Here is a 19,356-nt window from a genome sequence, read left to right as displayed (position 1 = left end):
TAATTCTAGATTGTTCTCCGTACAGTACGGAGAACTTTTTTTATGGCAATTTATAACAACATTCTCGAAACGATTGGCAATACGCCGCTGGTGCGCATCAATAAGCTCAACAAGGGCGATGCCGAAGTCTATGTGAAACTCGAAATGTTTAATCCGCTCGGTAGCGCAAAAGACCGCGTGGCGCTGAACATGATTAATCGTGCCGAACAAGAAGGCAAGCTCAAGCCGGGTGCGCTTATCATCGAACCGACGAGCGGTAACACAGGCGTTGGTCTTGCTTATGTGGGTGCAGTCAAGGGCTACAAGGTGGTGCTCACGATGCCGGATTCCATGAGCATGGAACGCCGTATGCTCCTCAAGTCGCTCGGTGCCGAAGTCGTGCTGACCGAAGGTGCTAAGGGCATGGCGGGTTGCATTGCGAAGGCAAATGAAATTGCCGCTGCCAACCCGGGAAGTTTCATCCCGCAGCAGTTCGACAATCCGGCGAATCCCGAAGCGCATTACCGCACGACCGGTCCGGAAATCTGGCGCGATACGGAAGGCAAGGTGGATGTGTTTATCGCGACCGCAGGCACGGGCGGAACCGTTTCTGGCACGGCGAAGTTCCTCAAGGAAAAGAACCCGAACATTTATGTAATTGCGATTGAACCGGACGATTCTCCGATGATTTCTAAGGGTGTTGCTGGTCCGCACAAGATTCAGGGTATTGGCGCAAACTTTGTTCCAAAGAATTACGACCCGAAGGTCATTGACGAAGTCTACCTCACGAGTACCGAAAAGGCTGGGAACGCCGCACGCGCTGCCGCTGCCGAAGAAGGAATTTTCGTTGGGATTTCGTCGGGTGCAGCTCTCGAATGTGCGCTTACGGTCGCGAAGCGCCCAGAATTCAAGGGCAAGCGCATTGTCGCAGTGCTTCCGGATACTGGTGAACGCTACCTCAGCACTTGGCTTTGGAACACGTAATTGTATTGTATTGCCCGCTACTGCGCGGGCATCGCCTTTAAAAAGGAAAATGCCGACTCCCGTGAGCCGGCATTTCTATTAAGTGAGGAATTCATTAAGAAGTTTATTTAGAAAGCATCTTGCCGTTAAGCGTTGCTATCCAGTGCCTGTCCCTTGCCCTGGCTGGGATTTCGATATTCGTCGTTCCCGCCTTGATCTGGGTCTTGTACAAAACAGCACCGTTCAAATCGACTAGAGCAAACTTGCCTCCCATATCCGTGTGGATTTCGAGGTAGTTACCAATGACCACGAAGAAGTTTGTCGGCGAGAGCCTGCTGAGATCGTCGTAGTTGATGTTCAGCGGAATCGAGTCTTTCTTCTTGTCGTCATTTTGCCAATCGGGTTCATGGATTGACGGATCCACAGGAGCCATCGCAATGGGTGTTGCCGGTTCCTTGAAACCAAGCTGTTCGTCCATCCACTGCATTCTTTCTTTCATCTTCTTGCGGAGATGTTCAAATTCTCCATCCCACGTGGTTGCGTTGTAGCCACCCATAGGCATGCCAAAGCCACCGCCACTGCTGCTATTGCAGTATTTCATTGGCTGCGGGTCCGCATCGTTCTGACCGCTTGATTTGCCCAAGTTCGGCCAGCGCTTGAAGTTTCTGTCAGCTGCGTTCTTGAGGTACGTCTTCATGGAATCGAGGTAGAGATCCAAAGTCTTGGTGTGCCAAACGCCACTGCGGAGTTCTGCCCAGCGTTTCTTCAATTCACTTTGGTAGTGACTGTCCTTCCACATGCCAAGGAGCCAGTTTGGGGCCTTGAGGGAGCTACCCATGCCCCACATGCCGCCATTGCCTGACTTTTGGCTGTTTTCGATTTGCCAGCCGCTTGTGCCGGAACTTCCGAAGCCGTTTCCGCCACCACCGAAGCCGCCACCGAAGCCGCCGCCCCACATGCCACCGCCGTTATTGCCTCCGCCATTTTCGGGCTGGCTGCCATTACTCATGGCGAGGTTAAAGTCCCAAGCCGGGCCAAGTGTTACCTTGCCTTCCGTCTTGACTCCGTTCTTGTCGGTTTTGTCCTTTGGCTTGTGCAAGAAGAAACTGCACCAGTAGGAGTCCGCGTTGTTCGTCACTTCTTCGTGCAAGACATAGTCCAGAGCCGATGTCATATCCACGTAGTTTTCATAGCCTTGACCGTTCTTGCCGTTCTTGAACAAGCCTTCAAGATCGTTTAGGTATTTTTTTAGGTAATCTTCCTGTTGCTTTTGGATGTTTTCCTTTTTGGGGTAGTGCAAAATGACGTTTAAACCGTCAGAAGTGTTAAAGCCTTCCTTTTCAATGGGGCCACTGCCTGCGCCACCGGTGTTGGTGCCCGTTTTGTCAAAAGCCCAAATGTAGCCGCCGGTGAGGCTATCGCCTGCGATGTCGGTTTCTTTGAGCTTGCTTACGTTCACGCGATACTTGCCGCGTTTGATTTTTTCAATAAGCACGTACACGCCGCGGTAAACGCCGTTGATGTACAAGTCAAAATGCTTAGTGCGTGGGCTGTAGTGGCCTGCTTGTCTAAAGAGCCAGTGGGCGAGAGCGTTTCGCATCATGCTCTTGTCTACATAAGGACCATGGAAAACCCAGTCGTCTGCAGGCGGGAGCCCGAACAGGCTGACGTCAAGACCTTCACCTTTTTCGTCACGGACTTCTACGCCATAGCCTGGCTTCGGGAACAAGGCGGATGATTGCCCTCTTACCTTGATGCCAATGTCATAAAGCGTACCTTTGGCACTGTCTGCAACGGAATTTGTTTTCCCGTCGAGTACTCGCATGGTCGCGGGAATCTTTTCAGTGACATTTTTGTCAAGGCATTCGCCTTTGGTGTCAACGAAAACAATCGGTAAGTCGTACGTTTGCGCAAGGGACATCCCTGCCGCAAAGCAACACGATAATAGGGCTTTTTTTAGCATAATGTATCCACACTCCTTATCCATCTCTTCTAAAAATAAATGCACCCTCGTTGAAAGGGTGCGTTTATTTCTGTTTACACGTTGTTTGTGTTTACAACTTTACAACGGCTAATTTCGCGCGTTTTGTGCAAATTATGCTTTGATGCGCAAGCGAGCGTATTCGTAAAGGCCGAGCGAAAGGGCTACAGATGCGTTGTACGAATGAGCTTCGGGCTTCATCGGGATGCGGAGTACGGCGTCGCATTGCTTCTTGATGAACGGGGGCAGGCCTACGTCTTCGCCACCGACGGCGAGCACCACGTGGTCTGCAAAGTCGAATCCGGCGAGGTTTGTTTCGGTGTCGGCATCGAGCCCGAGAATCTGATAGCCAGCCATCTTGAGTTCGCCGATAGCGCCTTCAAGGTTGTCCGGACGGCAGATGCGGAGCTTTTCAAGTGCGCCTGCGGAAGTGCGGGCGACGCTCGGGGTAATGCCGCACATGCCCTTTGCGGGGAGGAGCAAAATATCGACGCCCAATGCAAGCGAGCTACGGATGCAAGCTCCGAGGTTACGCGGGTCTTCGATGTTTGTGGCAACGGCGATGAGCTTCTTTTCGCCCGTGTCACGTGCTTTGAAGAATTCTTCGCGGACGTCCATCCAGTTCAGGAGTTCCTTCTCGTTCATGAGGGCGACGACGCCGTGGTTCGGGCGGGCGTAGCTGTCAAGAATTTTGGAATCGACCTGCTGCACGTGCACGTGGGCGCGCTTGGCGAGCTTCTGGAGTTCATAGAGCTTCGGGTTGCCGGACTTGTGCATGAAGAGTACGCGGTGGACCTGGAGCGGGTTCTTGTTCAGGAGTTCTTCAACTTCCTTGATGCCACCGACGGCAACCTGCGGGGCTGCATCGGCATCACCGACTGCAGGCACGAAGTTTTCCTGATTTGCACGGCTCTTGTCAAATTCGCGGCGTTCGCCAAAATTGCGCTCGCCTTCAAAGCGCTTCGGGCGGTCGCCAAAGCTCGGACGGTCGCTGTCGAAGCGGCTCGGGCGGTTTGCAAAGTTGTCGCGGTCGCGACGGAGGTGTGCCTGGCTTCCGATGCCTTCACGGCGTTCCTGTGAAAATTCGCGACGTTCGGGTGCGCGTTCAGGTTCGTCCGGATGTTCGCGGTTGAACTTCGCCTCATCGAATGTGGGGCGTGCTGTGCGTCCAAAGTGACGCTTGCGATCGTTACCAAAACCGCGACGGCTGTCGTCATTATTGAAACTCATTTTGTGAATCTCCGTGATTTGTTAAAGACTTTTCTTTTGCGTTGTCATCCCGGATTTATTCCGGGATCGCCAATGTTGAGTCGGTTAATACTTTTCTCGGCAGGCGATGACCGTGTGCATTTTCACATCGGTTTCTTTCTGCTCTAGCGGTTCCTTGGAAAGTTGCGCCGGAGTCATAATCCCTGCCTTAAATGCGTTCGGGTATTTGGCGAGGAACCTGTCGTAGTATCCCTTGCCGTGTCCTTGTCTGCTCCCGTCCCAGTTGAACTTTACGCCTGGGACCAGAAACACAGGAATGTCGCCTTCAAACTTCTCGATGCCTTCGCGGGGCTCCATGATTCCATAGTGCCCCTTGACCAGGTCCTTCTTGAGGTTTGCAATCTTGTAGAAGTGCATGATGCCGTCTCCTTCGCACTTCGGGAGCAAAAGGCGTCCTTCGGTGGCGAGTTCCTCGATAATCGGCATGATGTTCGGCTCGCCCTTCATGGGGTAAAAAGCAGCGATGTTCCTTGCATCGTGGTAGCCCGGAATGTCGTGGATTTCCTGCCACGGTTCCTTGATGATGTCATCGCCCTTTTTCATGCGACGCATCTTCAAGATCATCTCGACGATGGGGCTGCTGCCGAAAATCAGCAACACTAAGATTATAATAACGATGGACGCGGCCATTTAAAAACCTTTATTTTGAGGCTCTATTCTTCGTCGCCAATGCGCTTTGCCGTTGGCAACTTGTCACGCAAAATCTCGTTCCAGAGGCCTTGCTGCCAGTGCATCAAGTGCGCTTCTTCGTAGCGTTTTTCCCACGGAATGTTTCCCGGAGCGGCAAGCCAAATCAGCTGAGACTTGTTTGCGAGGAGCGCTGCATCGATTTTCAGCTCTTCGGCCTTTTCGTCACGCCACGTTTTAAGCGCGTTGAGCAAGTCCGAATGCGGGATGACTGGCGGTGGTGGAGCCTTCGGGAGGCGCATCGGCCAATCGCATTCCGGAACTGCCACAGCTGTGCGTAGCATGTTCAGGAACGATTCCAGACGGTCTCCCTTGAAATTGCGGGGGAGCTTTGGCAGGAACGTTTCGCTGACTTCCGGAAAATGTGAATTCTGGGCATTCACAATCGCAAGCATCAGTTCGGACTGCATCACCTTATAAGGTGGACGGTCGAGTTCTTCGGCCTGCTTTTCACGCCATTCCCACAAGTGCTTGAGGATGTTCAATGCGCAGGGGCTATAAATGCTGGAACCAGTAATGCGCCACGGATCTTTTTTCGGGGCGTTCGGAGTCCTTGCGTGTTCGATAAGCGTGTTGCACTGCTCCGTGAGCCAGTTCATGCGACCGGCCTGTTGCAGCTTTTCTGCTAAAATGGCACAAAGTTCGTGAAGGTAGAACGTATCGTGGATGGCGTATTCGCACATGTCCAGCGAAAGTGGTCGAATCGTCCAGTCGGCTCTCTGGTTTTCTTTCTTGAGCTCGTCGCCAAAATATTCCTTGACCAAATCGGCAAGCCCGAGGTGCTGTTCGCCCAGAATCTTTGCGGCAAGCATCGTATCGAAAATGCTCTTCGGCGAAAAGCCGTAAGTCTGCCATAAAAGTCTGAGGTCGTAATCTGCACCGTGGAAAATCAGCGTCTGCATTGCACGTGCCTTGAACAGCGGTGCAAGGTCCAGCCCACAAAGCGGATCCACAATATAATGGTGTTCGCCAATGGTAATCTGGATAAGACAGAGACGAGCCGTGTAATGGTACATGGAATCCGCCTCGGTGTCGACAGCGGCCATGTCATAAAGCTCCAAATCAGCAAGCAAGTTTGCGAGCGATTCTTCACTATCTACCAATATGTATTTCTCGTCTTTAATCATTTGACAAGGAAATGTAATAAAAGAAATCGATAGCGCGCTCTTTTTCCCCCGAATTTACCCCAACACAGCACTTTCCCCGCGCAAGTGTGCTGTAACGCACAGTGAAATTTTCCTAAATTGCACGCCATGAGAAAGATTTCACTTACCGGTATCAAGCCGACGGGCACTCCCCATCTCGGCAACTATGTGGGCGCAATCCGCCCGGCTCTTGAACTTACGAAGACTTACGACACGGTCTATTTCATTGCGGACTATCACGCTTTGACGACTGTGCAGAACGGCGCCGAAATGCGCGCGAACATTTACAAGGTCGCAGCAACCTGGCTCGCTCTCGGTCTCAACCCGGAAGAATCCCTGTTCTACAAGCAGAGCGATATTCCTGAAATCTTTGAACTTAGCTGGGCTCTCAGCTGCTTCACGCCGAAGGGTTTCATGAACCGCGCCCACGCTTACAAGGCTAAGGTCGAAGCCAACACCGCTGCTGGTGTTGATGTGGACTCCAACGTGAACATGGGCCTTTACTGCTACCCGTGCCTCATGGATGCCGACATCCTCATGTTCAGCGCTGACATCGTGCCGGTGGGCAAGGACCAGAAGCAGCACGTCGAATTTGCTCGCGATATCGCCATCAAGTTCAACAAGCACTTTGGCGAAGAAGTGTTCACCGTCCCGGAACCGGTTTTCCAGGAATCCACCGGTGTTATCCCGGGCCTCGATGGTCGCAAGATGAGCAAGTCCTACGACAACTACATCGACATCTTCCTCGAACCGAAGGCTCTCAAAAAGCGTCTTGGCAAGATTGTGACGAACTCCCAGGGCATTGAAGAACCGAAGGATCCGGATACTTGCAATGTGTTTAAGTTGTACAAACTCTTTGCAACGCCGGAACAGACCGAAGCTCTCGCAGCACGCTACCGTGCAGGTGGCATGGGCTGGGGCCACGCCAAGCAGGAACTTCAGAACGTTCTCGAAGAACATCTCGGTGCCGCTCGCGAAAAGTACTTCTACTTGCTCGACCATACCGACGAAATCGAAAAGATTCTCGCTTATGGTAAGGAACGCGCCCGCGCCAAGGCCAAGGTCATGATGGACCGTGTGCGCCATTTGCTCGGCACTTATTAATAAGACCGCTCGGCTCTTGTGCTAGACGGGGACTCCGTCTTCGCCTCGCTCTCGCCAACACGACCCGTTAATACGGGTCGCTTATGGCTCACAAAGAGACCGCTTGGTTTCTGAAAAATCATTTTACAAGGCTCTCGGAATTTCCTCCGGGAGCTTTTGCGTTTTTCAATTGATTTTATTAAATTACAAGCGTGCGAATTCTTTTTTTAGTCCTATTGCTGATTTTGAACGTCTATGCCGAAGCCAAAGGCTCCGGTGCAACTCGTTCTAGCTCCAAGACAAAAAAAGCAAAGTCCGAGGTGGTCGCTAAAAAGTCCACAACGTCCAAATCGGCGAAGTCTCGCAAAACAGCCTCTCGCAAATCATCGAAAAAATCCGCAAATCTCGAAACCGCAGCTCAAGAATCCGCTTCGCAATCCGACTCAACTGATGTTTCTACGAATTTTGCGAACCCTGCGATTTCGGCATCTTCTGTGGCTGACTCCGCAAATGATTACATCGTGGTGCGAGATACAGTTGTCGATACTGTTTACGTTGTCATGCCTGATACTGCAGCTTCAAAACAAAGTAAAAAATGCTATAACATCCCGCTTCCGCACCAGGCTGCATTCCTAGGTCAGGGCATTTCCGTGGGCGTCGGTGCTGGGCTTTTCAATGCGTCCAAGGATTGCGATTGTCTTGGCATTTGGCAGGGGCAACTGGAATATCATTATAGAGATAACATTACAGGCGGTTTTGATGTCCGCTTCTTTGGTGGAACTCTTGACAAAGAAATGATGCTCATGTATCAGCGTTATCGTTTGAATGTCAAAATCCACAAGACCTTTTCGGGGGCTGACTTTTATGCGGGCGCTGTGCTTGGACTCGAAACGACCGACCTTTCGGAATTCCGCAAGGAACTGAAGGATGGCGTTTATAGGGAACGTTCAATAGGAGTGGATTCAAGTAAAGTTGCAGAATCGGACAGCCTGTCTAGTGATAGTGAAAGTTCTCAAAATGCGATAGCCGAGAAAAATTGCGAAAAGATGTTCTCGCTGGATGGCTTTACTCTAGGTGTCGAAGTCGGCATGGGTGTCGCCCTGTTCCGCTATTTGGGCATTTTGGGTAGTGCCAGTTACGAATTCAACTTCTCGTGGGCGCAGCTAGTCACGTTCAGTCCGGGAATCGCGTTCAATGTACAAGAAATCTGGCCGTGGGGAATGAAAAACCTCCGTTCGACGTGGGTATCTTTCGAAATGATCTTCCAGCGATACTTCAATCGCGGTGTAGGGGAGTGGGCTGTTGGCGGTTTTATCGGTCTTCAGTTCGGAATTTAGCCTCGACTGCCCCCTGCGGATTGACAACGCAAATCACTTTTTTCTATATTAGGCGCACCGATTTATTCGGAACCCTCCCGGAGCCAATGTCGGTTTCCGGGCGATAGACCAAAGGGACTCATTATGAGACAATACGAAACGATGGTGATCATCGACGCTATGATCTCTGACGACGCTATCAAGGCTGAAGTCGAGACCATCGGCAAAAACATCACCAGCGGCAACGGCGAAATTCTCCGCCGTGACGACTGGGGCAAGCGCAAGCTCGCATATACTATCAACAAGCGCCAGCACGGCTACTATGTCATCTTCTACTACAAGGCAGAAGCTGCAACGGTCGCTGCTATGGAAGCCGCTCTCAAGCTGAACGAAAACGTTCTCCGTTGGATGACCCTCGCTGATTATCCGATGAGCGAAATCGTCTACGATCAGACTCAGACACAGTCCACCGAAGAAATTGTTCCGGTTGACGCAGAAGAAGGGGAGGCTGAATAATGGCTTTTGAAGATAAGAAGCAGGCTACTCGCATCCGCCGCAAGAAGACTTGCTGGTTCACCGAGAACAACGTCAAGTTCATTGACTACAAGGACGAAAAGACTCTTCGTCGCTTTATCTCTGAACGTGGCAAGATCATCCCGCGCCGCATTTCTGGCACTTCCGCTAAGTATCAGCGTATGCTGAACGAAGCTATCAAGCGTGCCCGTCAGATGGCTATTCTCCCGTTCGTTTCGGACAGCATGCGTTAATAGGAGGAACTAGACTATGGAAATTATTCTTAAGGCTAACGTCCCCCACTTGGGCAAGATGCTCGACGTCGTGAAGGTTAAGGATGGTTACGCACGTAACTACCTCTTCCCGCGTAAGCTCGCTGTTCGCGCAACTAAGGAAGCCAAGCTTGAAATCGAAAACAACCGCGCTGCTGTTGAAGCTCAGTTCCAGAAGGAACTCGCTGCTGCCGGCGATGTTGCTGCAAAGCTCGCTCAGGTTTCTGTCAACCTCGAACGCCGCGTTGTTGAAGGCGAACGTCTCTACGGTTCTGTGACCGCAGGTGACATCGCTGAAGCAATCACCAAGGCTGGTGTCAAGGTTTCCCGTGCTCAGATCGACCTTGCTGAACCGATCAAGCAGCTCGGTGTCTACACCGTGACTGTCAAGGTCTTCAGCGACGTTGAAGCACAGGTCAAGGTTTGGGTGGTCGCTGAGAAGTAACTTCTAACGAAGTAATTTTCTTCAGTTCCACTGAAAATCTTACGGACCGCTCCCAATCGGGGGCGGTTCTTGCTTTTTATGCCCTATTTTACAACGTTTTAACGGCTTGCGTAGTTGAAATCGTAAGCAAAAAAATATATTTTTCATTGGGTTTGAATAATTGGGTCTGATTAATTTAAAAAAGAGAGTGGTTTATGATTAAAAAGATTGCAATGTTTGCTCTTGCCGTTTCGGCGGCGTTTTCGAATGCTGTTGCTGCTGATGAATGCTCAGTTTTGATTTCGGATGATGATTTGACCTTTACCGGTAATCAGATAAAACCGTCCGTCACAAAAGTCGTTTGTGGCGATGATGAATATGCTGAATCCGATTTGGTTAGTGTTGTTTATGGTAAGAACATCAATGCAGGTACTGATGCAGGCTCTGTGACTGTAACTTTACCCAATGATGTTGTTGTTACAAAAAATTTTCGAATTTATCCAAAGGGTGTCCGCATACTAGTTGTTGATACTGAAAAGGAATTAGGAGCTGAAAATCCTGAATTTACTTGGACTATCGATGAAAATAGTGCTTTAGATGAATTGCAAGCCGATACTTTGGTACAATTTCAAAAGGATCTTAAAAAGAATATAAAGTTGGTTTTAAGTGATGGTGATGAACAAGTGGGATCCACTTTTGATATTATCAAGGATCCGTCAGTCAATTTTCTTGAACTTTTCCCCAATTACAATATCATTGTGAAAACAGGAAAGTTGACCATTACAAAGACTAAGGTTGTTGTCGCTGCCGTGGATGCAAACAAGGTTTATGGCGAAACAGATCCTAAGCTTGAATATGTCATTACAGGTAACATCAAAAAAGCCGATTACGACAAGCTTGGTGAAATTTTGCCGTCTCGAGTTGATGGCGAAAAGGTTGGTTCCTATGATATTGAAGTTTCTGTAGAAAAAATGGAAACGGAAGATTATATCGTTTCTACTTCTCCGGGTAAATTTACCATTTCTCAGGCCCCGGTTTCGCTTACTGTAGACGATGTCTCTAAAGTTTATGGCGAGGCAACACCTGAATTTACTTATAAGGTCACTGGACTTATCGGCGAGGATGTCCTTTCGGGTGTGACTCTGTCTTGTGCAAAGTGCTCCTCGACTGGGCTTGAAAATGTTGGCGAATATGACATCACGGCAAGCGTGAAGGCTGCTTCCAACCCGAACTACGCGGTGACGACCACCGGTGGTACTTTGACGGTTACTCCGAAGGCTGCTAAGGTAACTGTAAATAAAGCGGAAAAGACTTATGGCGATAAGGACCCGGATTTTACTTTTGATGTAGACGGTCTTGTGAGCGAAGGTGAAGAACTTGAACTCCCGATAATTACTCGTGCCGAAGGTGAAAATGTCGGTACTTACAAGGTCTCTGTTTCGTTTGCCGAAGGCTCCAATTCCAATTATACGTTGACTGTAACGCCTTCTACTTTGACGATTAAACAGAAAGAAGTTACTTTGACTGTAACTGATGTCTTTAAGAAGTTTGGCGAAGAAGATCCGGAACTGGAATACACAGTTGAAGGACTTGCTACTTTTGATGGCGTTGAAGATGTTCTGAAGGATGTAGCCCTGTCTCGTGAACCGGGTGAAGATGCTGGTCTGTATACTATTACGGCTACGGTGGATGAAGAATCTAACCCCAATTACATCGTTACCACCATTGATGGTTCGTTTGGAATTACCGCAAATGAAGATAAGATTGTCGTTACGATTAAGGGACATACTGATACGGTGGAATACAATGGCAAGGAACGAATCGTCCAGGGCTTTGACATTACCTCCAATAGCGAAGTGTACTCCCTCTCGTATGTCAAGTATACCGGTGATTCTGTTGTTTCTGGAACCGATGCTGGCAAATACTTGATGGGTCTTTCTGCCTCGAACTTCAAGAATACTTCCGTCAACTATCCTAATGTGACGTTCAACATCACGGATGGTGTCTTGCTTGTGAAGCCGAGATCCTTGGTGGTTACGGCTTTGGCAGATACGATTACTTATGGTGATGCAACGCCGACGGAGTTCAAGTGGGTTGCCGATAGCCTTTTGGAAGGTGACGAACTGGACAACATCCATGTTTCGCTTGATAAGACCGGACTCCTCGATGCTGGTAATTATCCGCTTACGTTTGATGCCCAGAGCCCGACAAATGGAAATTATGTTGTAAGTAGCTATGAAACGAATTCTCTTACGGTGCAACAAAAGGTTGTGACGGTTAAGATTGCCGATGCCCAAAAGGTTTATGGTGATCCGGATCCGGCTTCGTTCTTGTACGAAGTTACGGGCCTTATCGAAGGTGACGAATTGCCTGTGCTGACTCTTGCTCGTGAAGCGGGTGAAAACGTGCTTAAGGATGTCGATGGTGAAGATTCCACGTACCGTATTTCTGCAACGTTTGCTTCTGAACCGAGTGCAAATTACAAGGTAAAGATTAGACAGGGCAACTTCGCGATTTTGCCGTACCCGAATAAGATTACGGTTGCCATTTTCGGTGAAGATGTCGTCATGAAGTATACGGGTGAAGAAATTACCGTAGACAAGAAGTTTGATGTCGCCCTTATTCCGTCTCTTGATTGTACGCTGTCTGCAGAATATACGTATTCTAAGGACTTTGTCGCTTACAAGGGCGAACCGACAGTATCTGGAACAGAAATGAGCATTTACCCCATGGGACTTGACGTTGCTGACTTTGTCAATGTTTCGCCAAACTTCCAGTATGTGAGCTTTGTTCTTTCTATTGACGGTAACCTCGTTATCGACGATAAGGGACCGGAAATCTCATTGGCTGCTGTAAAGGGCGTCAAAACGTTTAGGCTTTCTTCCATGAATCGCCGTATTCAGGTAAGCGGTTCCAAGGTGGGCGAACGTTATTCTGTCCACGATATGAAGGGTAGAGTTGTTCGCTCGGGCGTTGTCGATGCTGCTAATTTTGAAATCCCTGTGACGAATGCTGGTGTTTACATGGTGCGAGTTGGCTCTTCTGCTGCGCGAATTCGTGTCAAGTAGCCTTTAACTCGAAATTTTGACAAATAAAGCCTCGGATTTATGTCCGAGGCTTTTTGTTTTGACAACATTTTTTGCTATTTTAGAGATATATGCGCAAGTTTGCTCTTTTACCCTTGTTTCTTGGTCTCTCTCTAGCCCAGGTTTCTTTTGCCCAGGTACGAGACCTTTTCGCTGAATTCGAAGAAGAAGCTGCCGCCCCGGCAACGCAGGCGACACCCGAAGTGAAGACCCCGGCAACCCCCGCAAGCTCTGCTGCGGTTGCTCCGGTAAGTTCTTCTGCTAAGGCTCCGGCGAGTTCTGCTTCTAAAAAGTCCAAGGCGAAGTCCTCCAGCAGTAAGGCTGTGTCTAGCTCGTCGGCTGTACCGCTTTCGAGCTCCTCGGTGGTGGTGAGCTCTTCTTCTGTGGCTGTTAGCGAGCCTGCAAGTTCCGCAGCAATCAGTTCGCCATCGGTTGCTCCTGTAGAATCGAGTTCTTCAGCTGCAGATATTGCTCCTGCTGTGGCGATTACAGATACGTCGGTGTTGGATTCTGCCGCTCGTGACTCGCTGATGCGCGAAGCCGCTATTGCAGAAGCCGAAAGGATTCGTGCCCAAGCCGATTCTTCGAGACGTGCTGATTCTCTTGCGCAGGCTCAGGCTGCAGGCCTTACGAATGTCAGTAGCAGTTCTGTTGCCGCATCTTCCAATAGCATAAGCCGTCGTGATCTTTTGGGACCGGTCAAAGTTTCCAAGGTCAATGGCATTGATGAAATGAAGGGCCGTTACAAGAATCCGCGCAAGGCTTTGTTCCTCTCGCTTTTGCTTCCTGGTGCAGGCCAGTTGTATGTTGGCGGTACGACGGCGACTTATGTCCGCGGTGGCGCTTACATGGCTTTGGAAGTGATTTTGTGGAGCAGCTGGGGTTACTTCTCAGTCTACAAGTATAACAAGCAGGTGGACAAGTACAAGAAATTTGCTAAGGAACATTATTCTATCGGCTTGTACGAAAGCGTCATGCATGATCTTTACAATGCGGATGCTGACCTTTATGGTGATGAATTTAATAGGCGTTATATGGGTTCCCGCAAATCGTTCTGCGAAGCGATTTATGGAAACGCAAATTATGGCGGTTGCTATCAGGATGACGCTCTGTTTAAGGATGATGCTCAGCACTTGAGCAAATTCCCGAAACCGGATAACAAGAAGGTGACGAATCTGGGCGTTGAAATGGCTAACTTTGGACGTTCCTTCAATAATGAATCCGAAGTGTTCCAGTTGATTTCGGAAGGGGCGTATGTCCGTGGCTGGGATGATGTTCAAAAAGAAGCTCAGGCAATCAATCTCAATCTCGAAGACCCGAACTCCGAGACTGTAGTTCTTGGCGAATCCGAGAATTTGAATACGTATCGTTCTATGCGTAACAAGGCCAATGACTTTGCCGACACGCAGGCGTGGTTTATCGGCGGCTTGATTCTGAACCACATCATTTCTGCTGTGGATGCTGCATTTACCGCTAATGCCCATAACAAAGTCCTCTACGAGGAAGACCTTTCCTGGTACGATCATCTGCGCTTCGATAGCGGTCTTTCGTTGACTGATTCCTTTGGCTGGTCTGTTCGTGCAAATTGGGGATTCTAATGCGTATAATTCTTGCCATACTGCTTGCGTCAGTCGCCGCTTTTTCGCAGACTGTGGTAAGCGTCGATGCCGACGTCTATAAGAATCGTGATAAGAACGTATTCCTTGCTGTCGGCGCTTCGGCACTTTTACCGGGTATGGGCGAGCTATACCTAAACGAAAAAAAGATGGTTCGCCCGTTTGTGTGGACAGACCTTGCTTTGTGGGTGGCTGCAATTGGTTCCTATGTCGTGGGCGACCGCTATGTGACGTCTGCACATAATTATGCCGTTCGCCACGCAGGATTTACGGGCAACAAGAGTGTCTCTCTCTTGAATACGGTGGGTTCTTATCGCAGCCGTTCTGGTGTTTTTGGACAGAACTCCTCTCCGGATATGGACGAAGATTACAACCAGGCGATGATCCGTTCTGGCAAAAAAGTCGATGAAGAATTTTCAAGCGATGTCCAGTGGGACTGGGGCAGTTCTGACAATCCGGAAACTACGGAGCATATTGATGAATTCAAGAGTCGCATGCGCCATTACCGCGTGAGCCGCATTGTGTTCCAAGTTTCCGTGGGCGCACTGATTTTGAACCGCGTCGTTTCCATGCTTGATGCTATACGAGTTTATCGTGCAACGTCGAGCAAGTCTTTCTCGGAACGAGTGCAGTTTGAACCGGAATTTTATCAAGACGGCGGCGCGCTTTTGATGAACGTAAAATTTTAAATTTGTCATTCCCGCCTCAGTGCGGGAATGTCCTTTTTTATGCAACTTTTTAACTGTATCACGCATCTAAAAATTCGAAATTGAAAAGCCCTGGATTCTTCCACCTTCGGTGTCAGAATGACGGAATAAAATCAAACTACTTCTTATTGTTTACTTCCTACTTCTAACTAAAATATGAAACACCTTCTTTTAATAGCACTCTCTTCTCTTCTTCTTGTGGCTTGTGGTAGTAAAGACGATTCCGCCAAGGGCGCTCCTGCTGGCAAAGGCAATGGCGGCAAAAAGGGTGGCGCTCAGAGAGTGCTGAATGTCGAAGGTTATGTGGCAGAACTTGGGCAGCTGGGCAAGAACTTCCAGACGATGGCAACGCTTGTGCCGAAGAACAGCGTTTCGCTTTCGGCGGCGACTTCTGGCCGCCTGGTAAGCCTCAAGGCTAAAGATGGTGCAATAGTCAAGAAGGGTACACTCCTTGCAAAGATTGACGATTCTGAACTCCGTGCGCAGCTCAAGCAGGCGCAGTCGAACAAGATGCTTGCCGAGCAAAAGGAACAGCGTGTACGCGGTCTTTTTGAAAAGAACGGGGCGACCAAGCAGGATTTGGAATCGGCAGAAGCTTCTCTCAAGTCTGCTCAGGCTAGCGTAGAACTCATCCAGGCGCAACTTGCAAAGACAGAAGTCCGTGCGCCGTTTAGTGGCAAGCTGGGTTTTGTCGATGTGTCCGTGGGCGCCTGGCTCAACTCCGGTACGCCAATTGCAGAACTCAGCGAAGTGGACCGCCTCAAGGCAAAGTTCTCGCTCCCGCAGCGTTACGCTTCTGTAATTAAGGTGGGCGATAAGATTTCTCTCAAGGACTCTGAACGCAATGTTGAAAAGCAAGGCGTTGTATCTGCGCTTGACGCCGTGATTTCTGAAAGCAGCCGCACTCGCCGTGTGATGGTCGATGTCGATAATGCAAAGGGCGAACTTATTGCGGGGAGCTTTGTGAGCGTGAATGTCGCTATGGAAGCTAGCAACGTGCAGAGCTTTACGATCCCGTCCGAAGCGATGATTCTCGACAGGGAAGGCGCTTACGTGTTTGTGAGCCAGGGTGGCAAGGCTAAAATCAAGCATATCACGACGGGACTCCGCACGCCGATGTCTGTGCAGGTGCTTTCGGGCCTTGATGTTGGCGATACGGTGATTGTTTCTGGCATTGTGAGCCTCCGCCCAGGTGCCGATGTCAAGATTAAGGGACTCCGCCATTCGATTAATTACGAGGTAGAGTAATGAGCGTAAGCCAGCTCTCCGTTCGTCGCCCAGTCCTCATGACGGTGATGGCGCTTGTCATCCTGTTGCTTGGATTTTTTGGGCTCAGTTCTCTCGGCATTCGTGAATACCCGAACGTCGACTATCCGTTGATTCAGGTGCGTACTTCTTACCCGGGTGCAAACGCTGCCGTGGTCGAAGCGGAAGTTACTGAAATCTTGGAAGCCTCCATTAACAGCGCGTCTGGTATCAAGGCTTTGACGTCGACGAGCCGTGATGGTTTCTCTTACATCAGCATCGAATTTGAAACGGGCATGGACCTGGAAGCGGCTGCAAATGAAATCCGCGACCGCGTGAGCCGTGTGCGTCGCCGCTTGCCGGATGATGTTGATGAACCGACGGTCTACAAGTCCGATAGCGATAGCGACCCGATTTTGATGGTGAGCCTTGTGAGCGACAAGTTCGACCCGATGGAAGTTTCGGAAATTGCGAACAACCACGTGAAGGAACGCTTGCAGACGATTAACGGTGTTTCGGAAGTGGCAATCTGGGGTGAAAAACGCCCGGTTGTGCGTTTGTGGATTGACCCGGTGCGTATGCAGGCGCTTGGCGTCTCGGGAGCGCAGATGGCGGCTGCTTTGAAACAAGGTAACTTGGAACTTCCGTCTGGTTCTATTGAAGGTACTGAAACGACGCTTTCAATTCGTACGCTTGGCCGAGTTATCGATCCAAAGTCCTTTGGCAACATTGCGGTGAGGACGGCTGAAGATGGAACTGTGATCCGCATTTCTGATGTCGCGGATATCCATTACGAACCGAAAGATACGCGTACCGGTTTTAGACGTAACGGCAAGAATTCCATTACGCTTGCGCTCATGGCGCAGCCGGGCAGTAACCATGTCGAAATTGCAAACGAATTCTACAAACGCGTCGAAGACATCCGCCGTGAAATCCCGGAAGGCGTGGAACTGCTTTATGGTCGCGATACTTCGATTAACATTCGCGCGTCCATCAAGGAAGTGGTGGAAACCATCTTTATTGCGTTTATTCTCGTGATTGCGATTATCTTTGCGTTCCTCCGCGAAGGCCGTACGACGTTTATCCCGATGGTCGTAGTGCCTGTATCTGTGATTGGTAGCTTCTTTGTGCTTTACCTTTGCGGGTTCAGTATCAACGTGCTTACGCTTTTGGCGATGGTCCTCGCGATTGGACTTGTCGTGGACGATGCTATTGTGATTGTGGAAAACATTTACCACAAGATTGAAAGTGGCATGACGCCGAAACAGGCGGCAATTGCAGGAACAAATGAAATCTTTTTTGCGGTGATTGCAACGTCAGTCGTGTTGATGGCTGTGTTTATCCCGGTGCTTGCCTTGGGCGGTACGACGGGTCTTTTGTTCCGCGAATTTGTGGCGGTGATGATTGGAACCGTGTTCCTCTCGACGCTTTGCGCTTTGACGCTTTCGCCGATGCTTTGTTCTAAATTCTTGAAACGCCAGAAAAAAGGTGCCTTTTATAAGTGGACTGAACCGTTCTTTGATGGATTGAACGCTTTGTATTCCCGCTTGTTGGGTGGATTCCTCAAGTGGCGTTTGCTGTTGTTCCCGATTGTGGCGGTGCTCTTGTTTGGGGCGTACTTCTGCTTTAATAACATGAGTAGCGAAATGGCGCCGACGGAAGACTCCAACGCTGTGATGGTGAACATGAGCATGCCCGAAGGCGTGAACCTCTCGCGCACCAAGCGCATGGCCGATGAATTTGTCGATGAAGTGACTTCGATTCTCGATTCCAATGAATACACGGAATTCCAGGCGGGTGCTTGGAATGCGGGCAACTCGAGAATGCGTTTGTTCTTGAACGACAATAAGAAAGCTCGCCGTCCGCAGAGTGAGATAGCAAGAGCAATCCAGGTGCTTGGTAACGAATATCCGGATTTGCGTGTGATGGTGTTTGAACCGCAGAGCATCAGTACGCAACGCGGTGGCCTCCCGGTGCAGTTTGTGCTGCAGGCACCGAACATCGAAGTGCTGCGCGACCTTGTTCCGAAATTTGAAGAAGCGGCAAGCAAGAGCCCTGTGTTCAGCGTGGTGAACAGCAACTTGCGCTTCACGAAGCCGGAACTCCACATCGAAATTTTGCGCGACAAGGCAAATGAAGAAGGCGTGTCGGTGAACGATATTGCACAGGCGGTGCAACTTGCAATTAGCGACCAGACTTATGGCGATTACTACAAAGATGGACGTCAGTACGATATCATTGGCGCTGTCGGTTACCAGTACCGCGATACGCCGGAAAACCTCTCGATGCTCACGGTCAAGAACGGCAAGGGCGAGCTGGTGAGCTTGGACAACTTTATTACGTACAAGGAACAGTCCGCTTCTCCGTCACTCCCGCGTTACAACCGCTTTAGCGCTGCGACTATCCAGGCGGGTCTTGTACCGGGCAAGACGATTGGTGATGGTGTCGAAGAAATGCGCCGCATTGCAAAGAAGTTGTTGAAGGATTACCCGAGCGTGAGTACGACCTTGAGCGGTTCGTCTAAGGAATTCGAAGAAAGTTCTTCGGGACTCTACGTGGTGTTCTTGCTTGCGCTTGCGCTAGTGTTTTTGGTGCTCGCGGGGCAGTTCGAAAGCTTCCGTGCTCCGTTCGTGATTTTCTTTACGGTGCCGCTTGCACTTTCGGGCGCTTTGGTAAGCTTGTTTGTTACAGGTCAGACGCTCAACATCTTTAGCGAAATCGCTTTGATTTTGTTGATTGCACTTGTGACAAAGAACGGTATCTTGATTGTGGAATTTGCAAACCAGATTGCCGAGAATACGGGCTGCAGCAAGCTCGAGGCGGCTCGGATGGCGGCGGAACGCCGCTTCCGCCCAATCCTCATGACGAGCCTTTCTACGGTATTGGGCGCAGTGCCGCTCATCCTGACCGGCACCCCGAGCCGCATTGCAATGGGTGTTGCTATTGTTGGCGGTCTCACGTTTGCGACGTTCATGACGCTCTTTATTGTGCCTGCCGCCTATAGCTTCTTCGCCGGAAAGGTCGAAGGTACCCGCACTGACGCAAGCAAGATGGCGTAGCGGCAACGCCG

15 protein-coding genes are annotated in these 19,356 nt (G+C 50.0%); 11 read left to right on the top strand and 4 right to left on the bottom strand.

Features of this window, described 5'->3' with window-relative positions:
• Positions 1-42 precede the first annotated feature (42 nt).
• Entirely contained in the window at positions 43-963 is a 921-nt protein-coding gene (cysK, locus tag B9Y77_RS05890; RefSeq protein WP_085490820.1) for a cysteine synthase A, read from the top strand.
• 103 nt (positions 964-1,066) lie between these two features.
• Here the strand turns inward: cysK and B9Y77_RS05885 are convergent, their stop codons facing one another.
• The 4 genes from B9Y77_RS05885 to B9Y77_RS05870 form a co-directional block, all read right to left on the bottom strand.
• The gene (locus B9Y77_RS05885; RefSeq protein ID WP_085490819.1) at positions 1,067-2,863 is read right to left on the bottom strand and encodes a CotH kinase family protein; all 1,797 of its coding nucleotides are present in this window, start codon (positions 2,861-2,863) and stop codon (positions 1,067-1,069) included.
• Positions 2,864-3,037: 174 nt separating this feature from the next.
• The gene (locus B9Y77_RS05880) at positions 3,038-4,153 is read right to left on the bottom strand and encodes a TrmH family RNA methyltransferase (RefSeq protein ID WP_085490818.1); all 1,116 of its coding nucleotides are present in this window, start codon (positions 4,151-4,153) and stop codon (positions 3,038-3,040) included.
• 84 nt (positions 4,154-4,237) lie between these two features.
• The gene (locus B9Y77_RS05875) at positions 4,238-4,792 is read right to left on the bottom strand and encodes a 5-formyltetrahydrofolate cyclo-ligase (RefSeq protein WP_254899934.1); all 555 of its coding nucleotides are present in this window, start codon (positions 4,790-4,792) and stop codon (positions 4,238-4,240) included.
• 53 nt (positions 4,793-4,845) lie between these two features.
• Positions 4,846-6,006: a ribonuclease D gene (locus B9Y77_RS05870; RefSeq protein ID WP_085490816.1), complete on the bottom strand. Its 1,161-nt coding sequence runs from the start codon at positions 6,004-6,006 to the stop codon at positions 4,846-4,848.
• A 126-nt stretch (positions 6,007-6,132) separates the two neighbouring features.
• Here B9Y77_RS05870 and B9Y77_RS05865 point away from each other — a divergent pair, with 126 nt between their 5' ends.
• The 10 genes from B9Y77_RS05865 (at position 6,133) to B9Y77_RS05820 (ending at position 19,345) form a co-directional block, all read left to right on the top strand.
• The gene (locus B9Y77_RS05865; RefSeq protein ID WP_085490815.1) at positions 6,133-7,128 is read left to right on the top strand and encodes a tryptophan--tRNA ligase; all 996 of its coding nucleotides are present in this window, start codon (positions 6,133-6,135) and stop codon (positions 7,126-7,128) included.
• Between the two features lie 191 nt (positions 7,129-7,319).
• On the top strand, positions 7,320-8,444 hold the full coding sequence (locus B9Y77_RS05860; RefSeq protein ID WP_085490814.1) for a hypothetical protein: 1,125 nt from the start codon (positions 7,320-7,322) through the stop codon (positions 8,442-8,444).
• Positions 8,445-8,567: 123 nt separating this feature from the next.
• Positions 8,568-8,939 (top strand): 30S ribosomal protein S6, encoded by a 372-nt coding sequence (gene rpsF, locus B9Y77_RS05855; RefSeq protein WP_073423210.1) that lies wholly within the window; start codon positions 8,568-8,570, stop codon positions 8,937-8,939.
• Positions 8,939-9,190 (top strand): 30S ribosomal protein S18, encoded by a 252-nt coding sequence (rpsR, locus tag B9Y77_RS05850; protein WP_012820327.1) that lies wholly within the window; start codon positions 8,939-8,941, stop codon positions 9,188-9,190. Before rpsF ends, rpsR begins: the two co-directional genes overlap by 1 nt.
• A gap of 16 nt (positions 9,191-9,206) precedes the next feature.
• Complete coding sequence (gene rplI, locus B9Y77_RS05845; protein ID WP_012820326.1) at positions 9,207-9,653, top strand: 50S ribosomal protein L9; 447 nt, start codon at positions 9,207-9,209, stop codon at positions 9,651-9,653.
• A gap of 194 nt (positions 9,654-9,847) precedes the next feature.
• Positions 9,848-12,700 (top strand): MBG domain-containing protein, encoded by a 2,853-nt coding sequence (locus B9Y77_RS05840; protein ID WP_085490813.1) that lies wholly within the window; start codon positions 9,848-9,850, stop codon positions 12,698-12,700.
• Positions 12,701-12,789: 89 nt separating this feature from the next.
• Entirely contained in the window at positions 12,790-14,316 is a 1,527-nt protein-coding gene (locus B9Y77_RS05835; protein ID WP_085490812.1) for a hypothetical protein, read from the top strand.
• Positions 14,316-15,023 (top strand): hypothetical protein, encoded by a 708-nt coding sequence (locus B9Y77_RS05830; protein WP_073423207.1) that lies wholly within the window; start codon positions 14,316-14,318, stop codon positions 15,021-15,023. Before B9Y77_RS05835 ends, B9Y77_RS05830 begins: the two co-directional genes overlap by 1 nt.
• Positions 15,024-15,197: 174 nt before the next feature.
• The gene (locus B9Y77_RS05825) at positions 15,198-16,289 is read left to right on the top strand and encodes an efflux RND transporter periplasmic adaptor subunit (RefSeq protein WP_085490811.1); all 1,092 of its coding nucleotides are present in this window, start codon (positions 15,198-15,200) and stop codon (positions 16,287-16,289) included.
• Positions 16,289-19,345, top strand: a complete 3,057-nt coding sequence (locus B9Y77_RS05820) for an efflux RND transporter permease subunit (RefSeq protein WP_085490810.1) — start codon at positions 16,289-16,291, stop codon at positions 19,343-19,345. The genes B9Y77_RS05825 and B9Y77_RS05820 overlap by 1 nt, the downstream gene beginning before the upstream one ends.
• The last annotated feature ends 11 nt before the right edge of the window (positions 19,346-19,356 follow it).

The sequence above is a fragment of the Fibrobacter sp. UWB13 genome (genome assembly GCF_900177805.1).
GTDB lineage: Bacteria > Fibrobacterota > Fibrobacteria > Fibrobacterales > Fibrobacteraceae > Fibrobacter.
Note: the sequence above shows the minus strand (reverse complement) of the source record. Positions and strands in the feature narration are given on the sequence as shown.

What these genes read in the sequence shown, in the direction of transcription:
- cysK (WP_085490820.1), top strand. Translation starts at nt 43, where the DNA reads ATGGCAATTTATAACAACATTCTCGAAACGATTGGCAATACGCCGCTG.
- B9Y77_RS05885 (WP_085490819.1), bottom strand. Translation starts at nt 2,863, where the DNA reads ATGTCCCTTGCGCAAACGTACGACTTACCGATTGTTTTCGTTGACACC.
- B9Y77_RS05880 (WP_085490818.1), bottom strand. Translation starts at nt 4,153, where the DNA reads ATGAGTTTCAATAATGACGACAGCCGTCGCGGTTTTGGTAACGATCGC.
- B9Y77_RS05870 (WP_085490816.1), bottom strand. Translation starts at nt 6,006, where the DNA reads ATGATTAAAGACGAGAAATACATATTGGTAGATAGTGAAGAATCGCTC.
- B9Y77_RS05865 (WP_085490815.1), top strand. Translation starts at nt 6,133, where the DNA reads ATGAGAAAGATTTCACTTACCGGTATCAAGCCGACGGGCACTCCCCAT.
- rpsF (WP_073423210.1), top strand. Translation starts at nt 8,568, where the DNA reads ATGAGACAATACGAAACGATGGTGATCATCGACGCTATGATCTCTGAC.
- rpsR (WP_012820327.1), top strand. Translation starts at nt 8,939, where the DNA reads ATGGCTTTTGAAGATAAGAAGCAGGCTACTCGCATCCGCCGCAAGAAG.
- rplI (WP_012820326.1), top strand. Translation starts at nt 9,207, where the DNA reads ATGGAAATTATTCTTAAGGCTAACGTCCCCCACTTGGGCAAGATGCTC.
- B9Y77_RS05840 (WP_085490813.1), top strand. Translation starts at nt 9,848, where the DNA reads ATGATTAAAAAGATTGCAATGTTTGCTCTTGCCGTTTCGGCGGCGTTT.
- B9Y77_RS05835 (WP_085490812.1), top strand. Translation starts at nt 12,790, where the DNA reads ATGCGCAAGTTTGCTCTTTTACCCTTGTTTCTTGGTCTCTCTCTAGCC.
- B9Y77_RS05830 (WP_073423207.1), top strand. Translation starts at nt 14,316, where the DNA reads ATGCGTATAATTCTTGCCATACTGCTTGCGTCAGTCGCCGCTTTTTCG.
- B9Y77_RS05825 (WP_085490811.1), top strand. Translation starts at nt 15,198, where the DNA reads ATGAAACACCTTCTTTTAATAGCACTCTCTTCTCTTCTTCTTGTGGCT.
- B9Y77_RS05820 (WP_085490810.1), top strand. Translation starts at nt 16,289, where the DNA reads ATGAGCGTAAGCCAGCTCTCCGTTCGTCGCCCAGTCCTCATGACGGTG.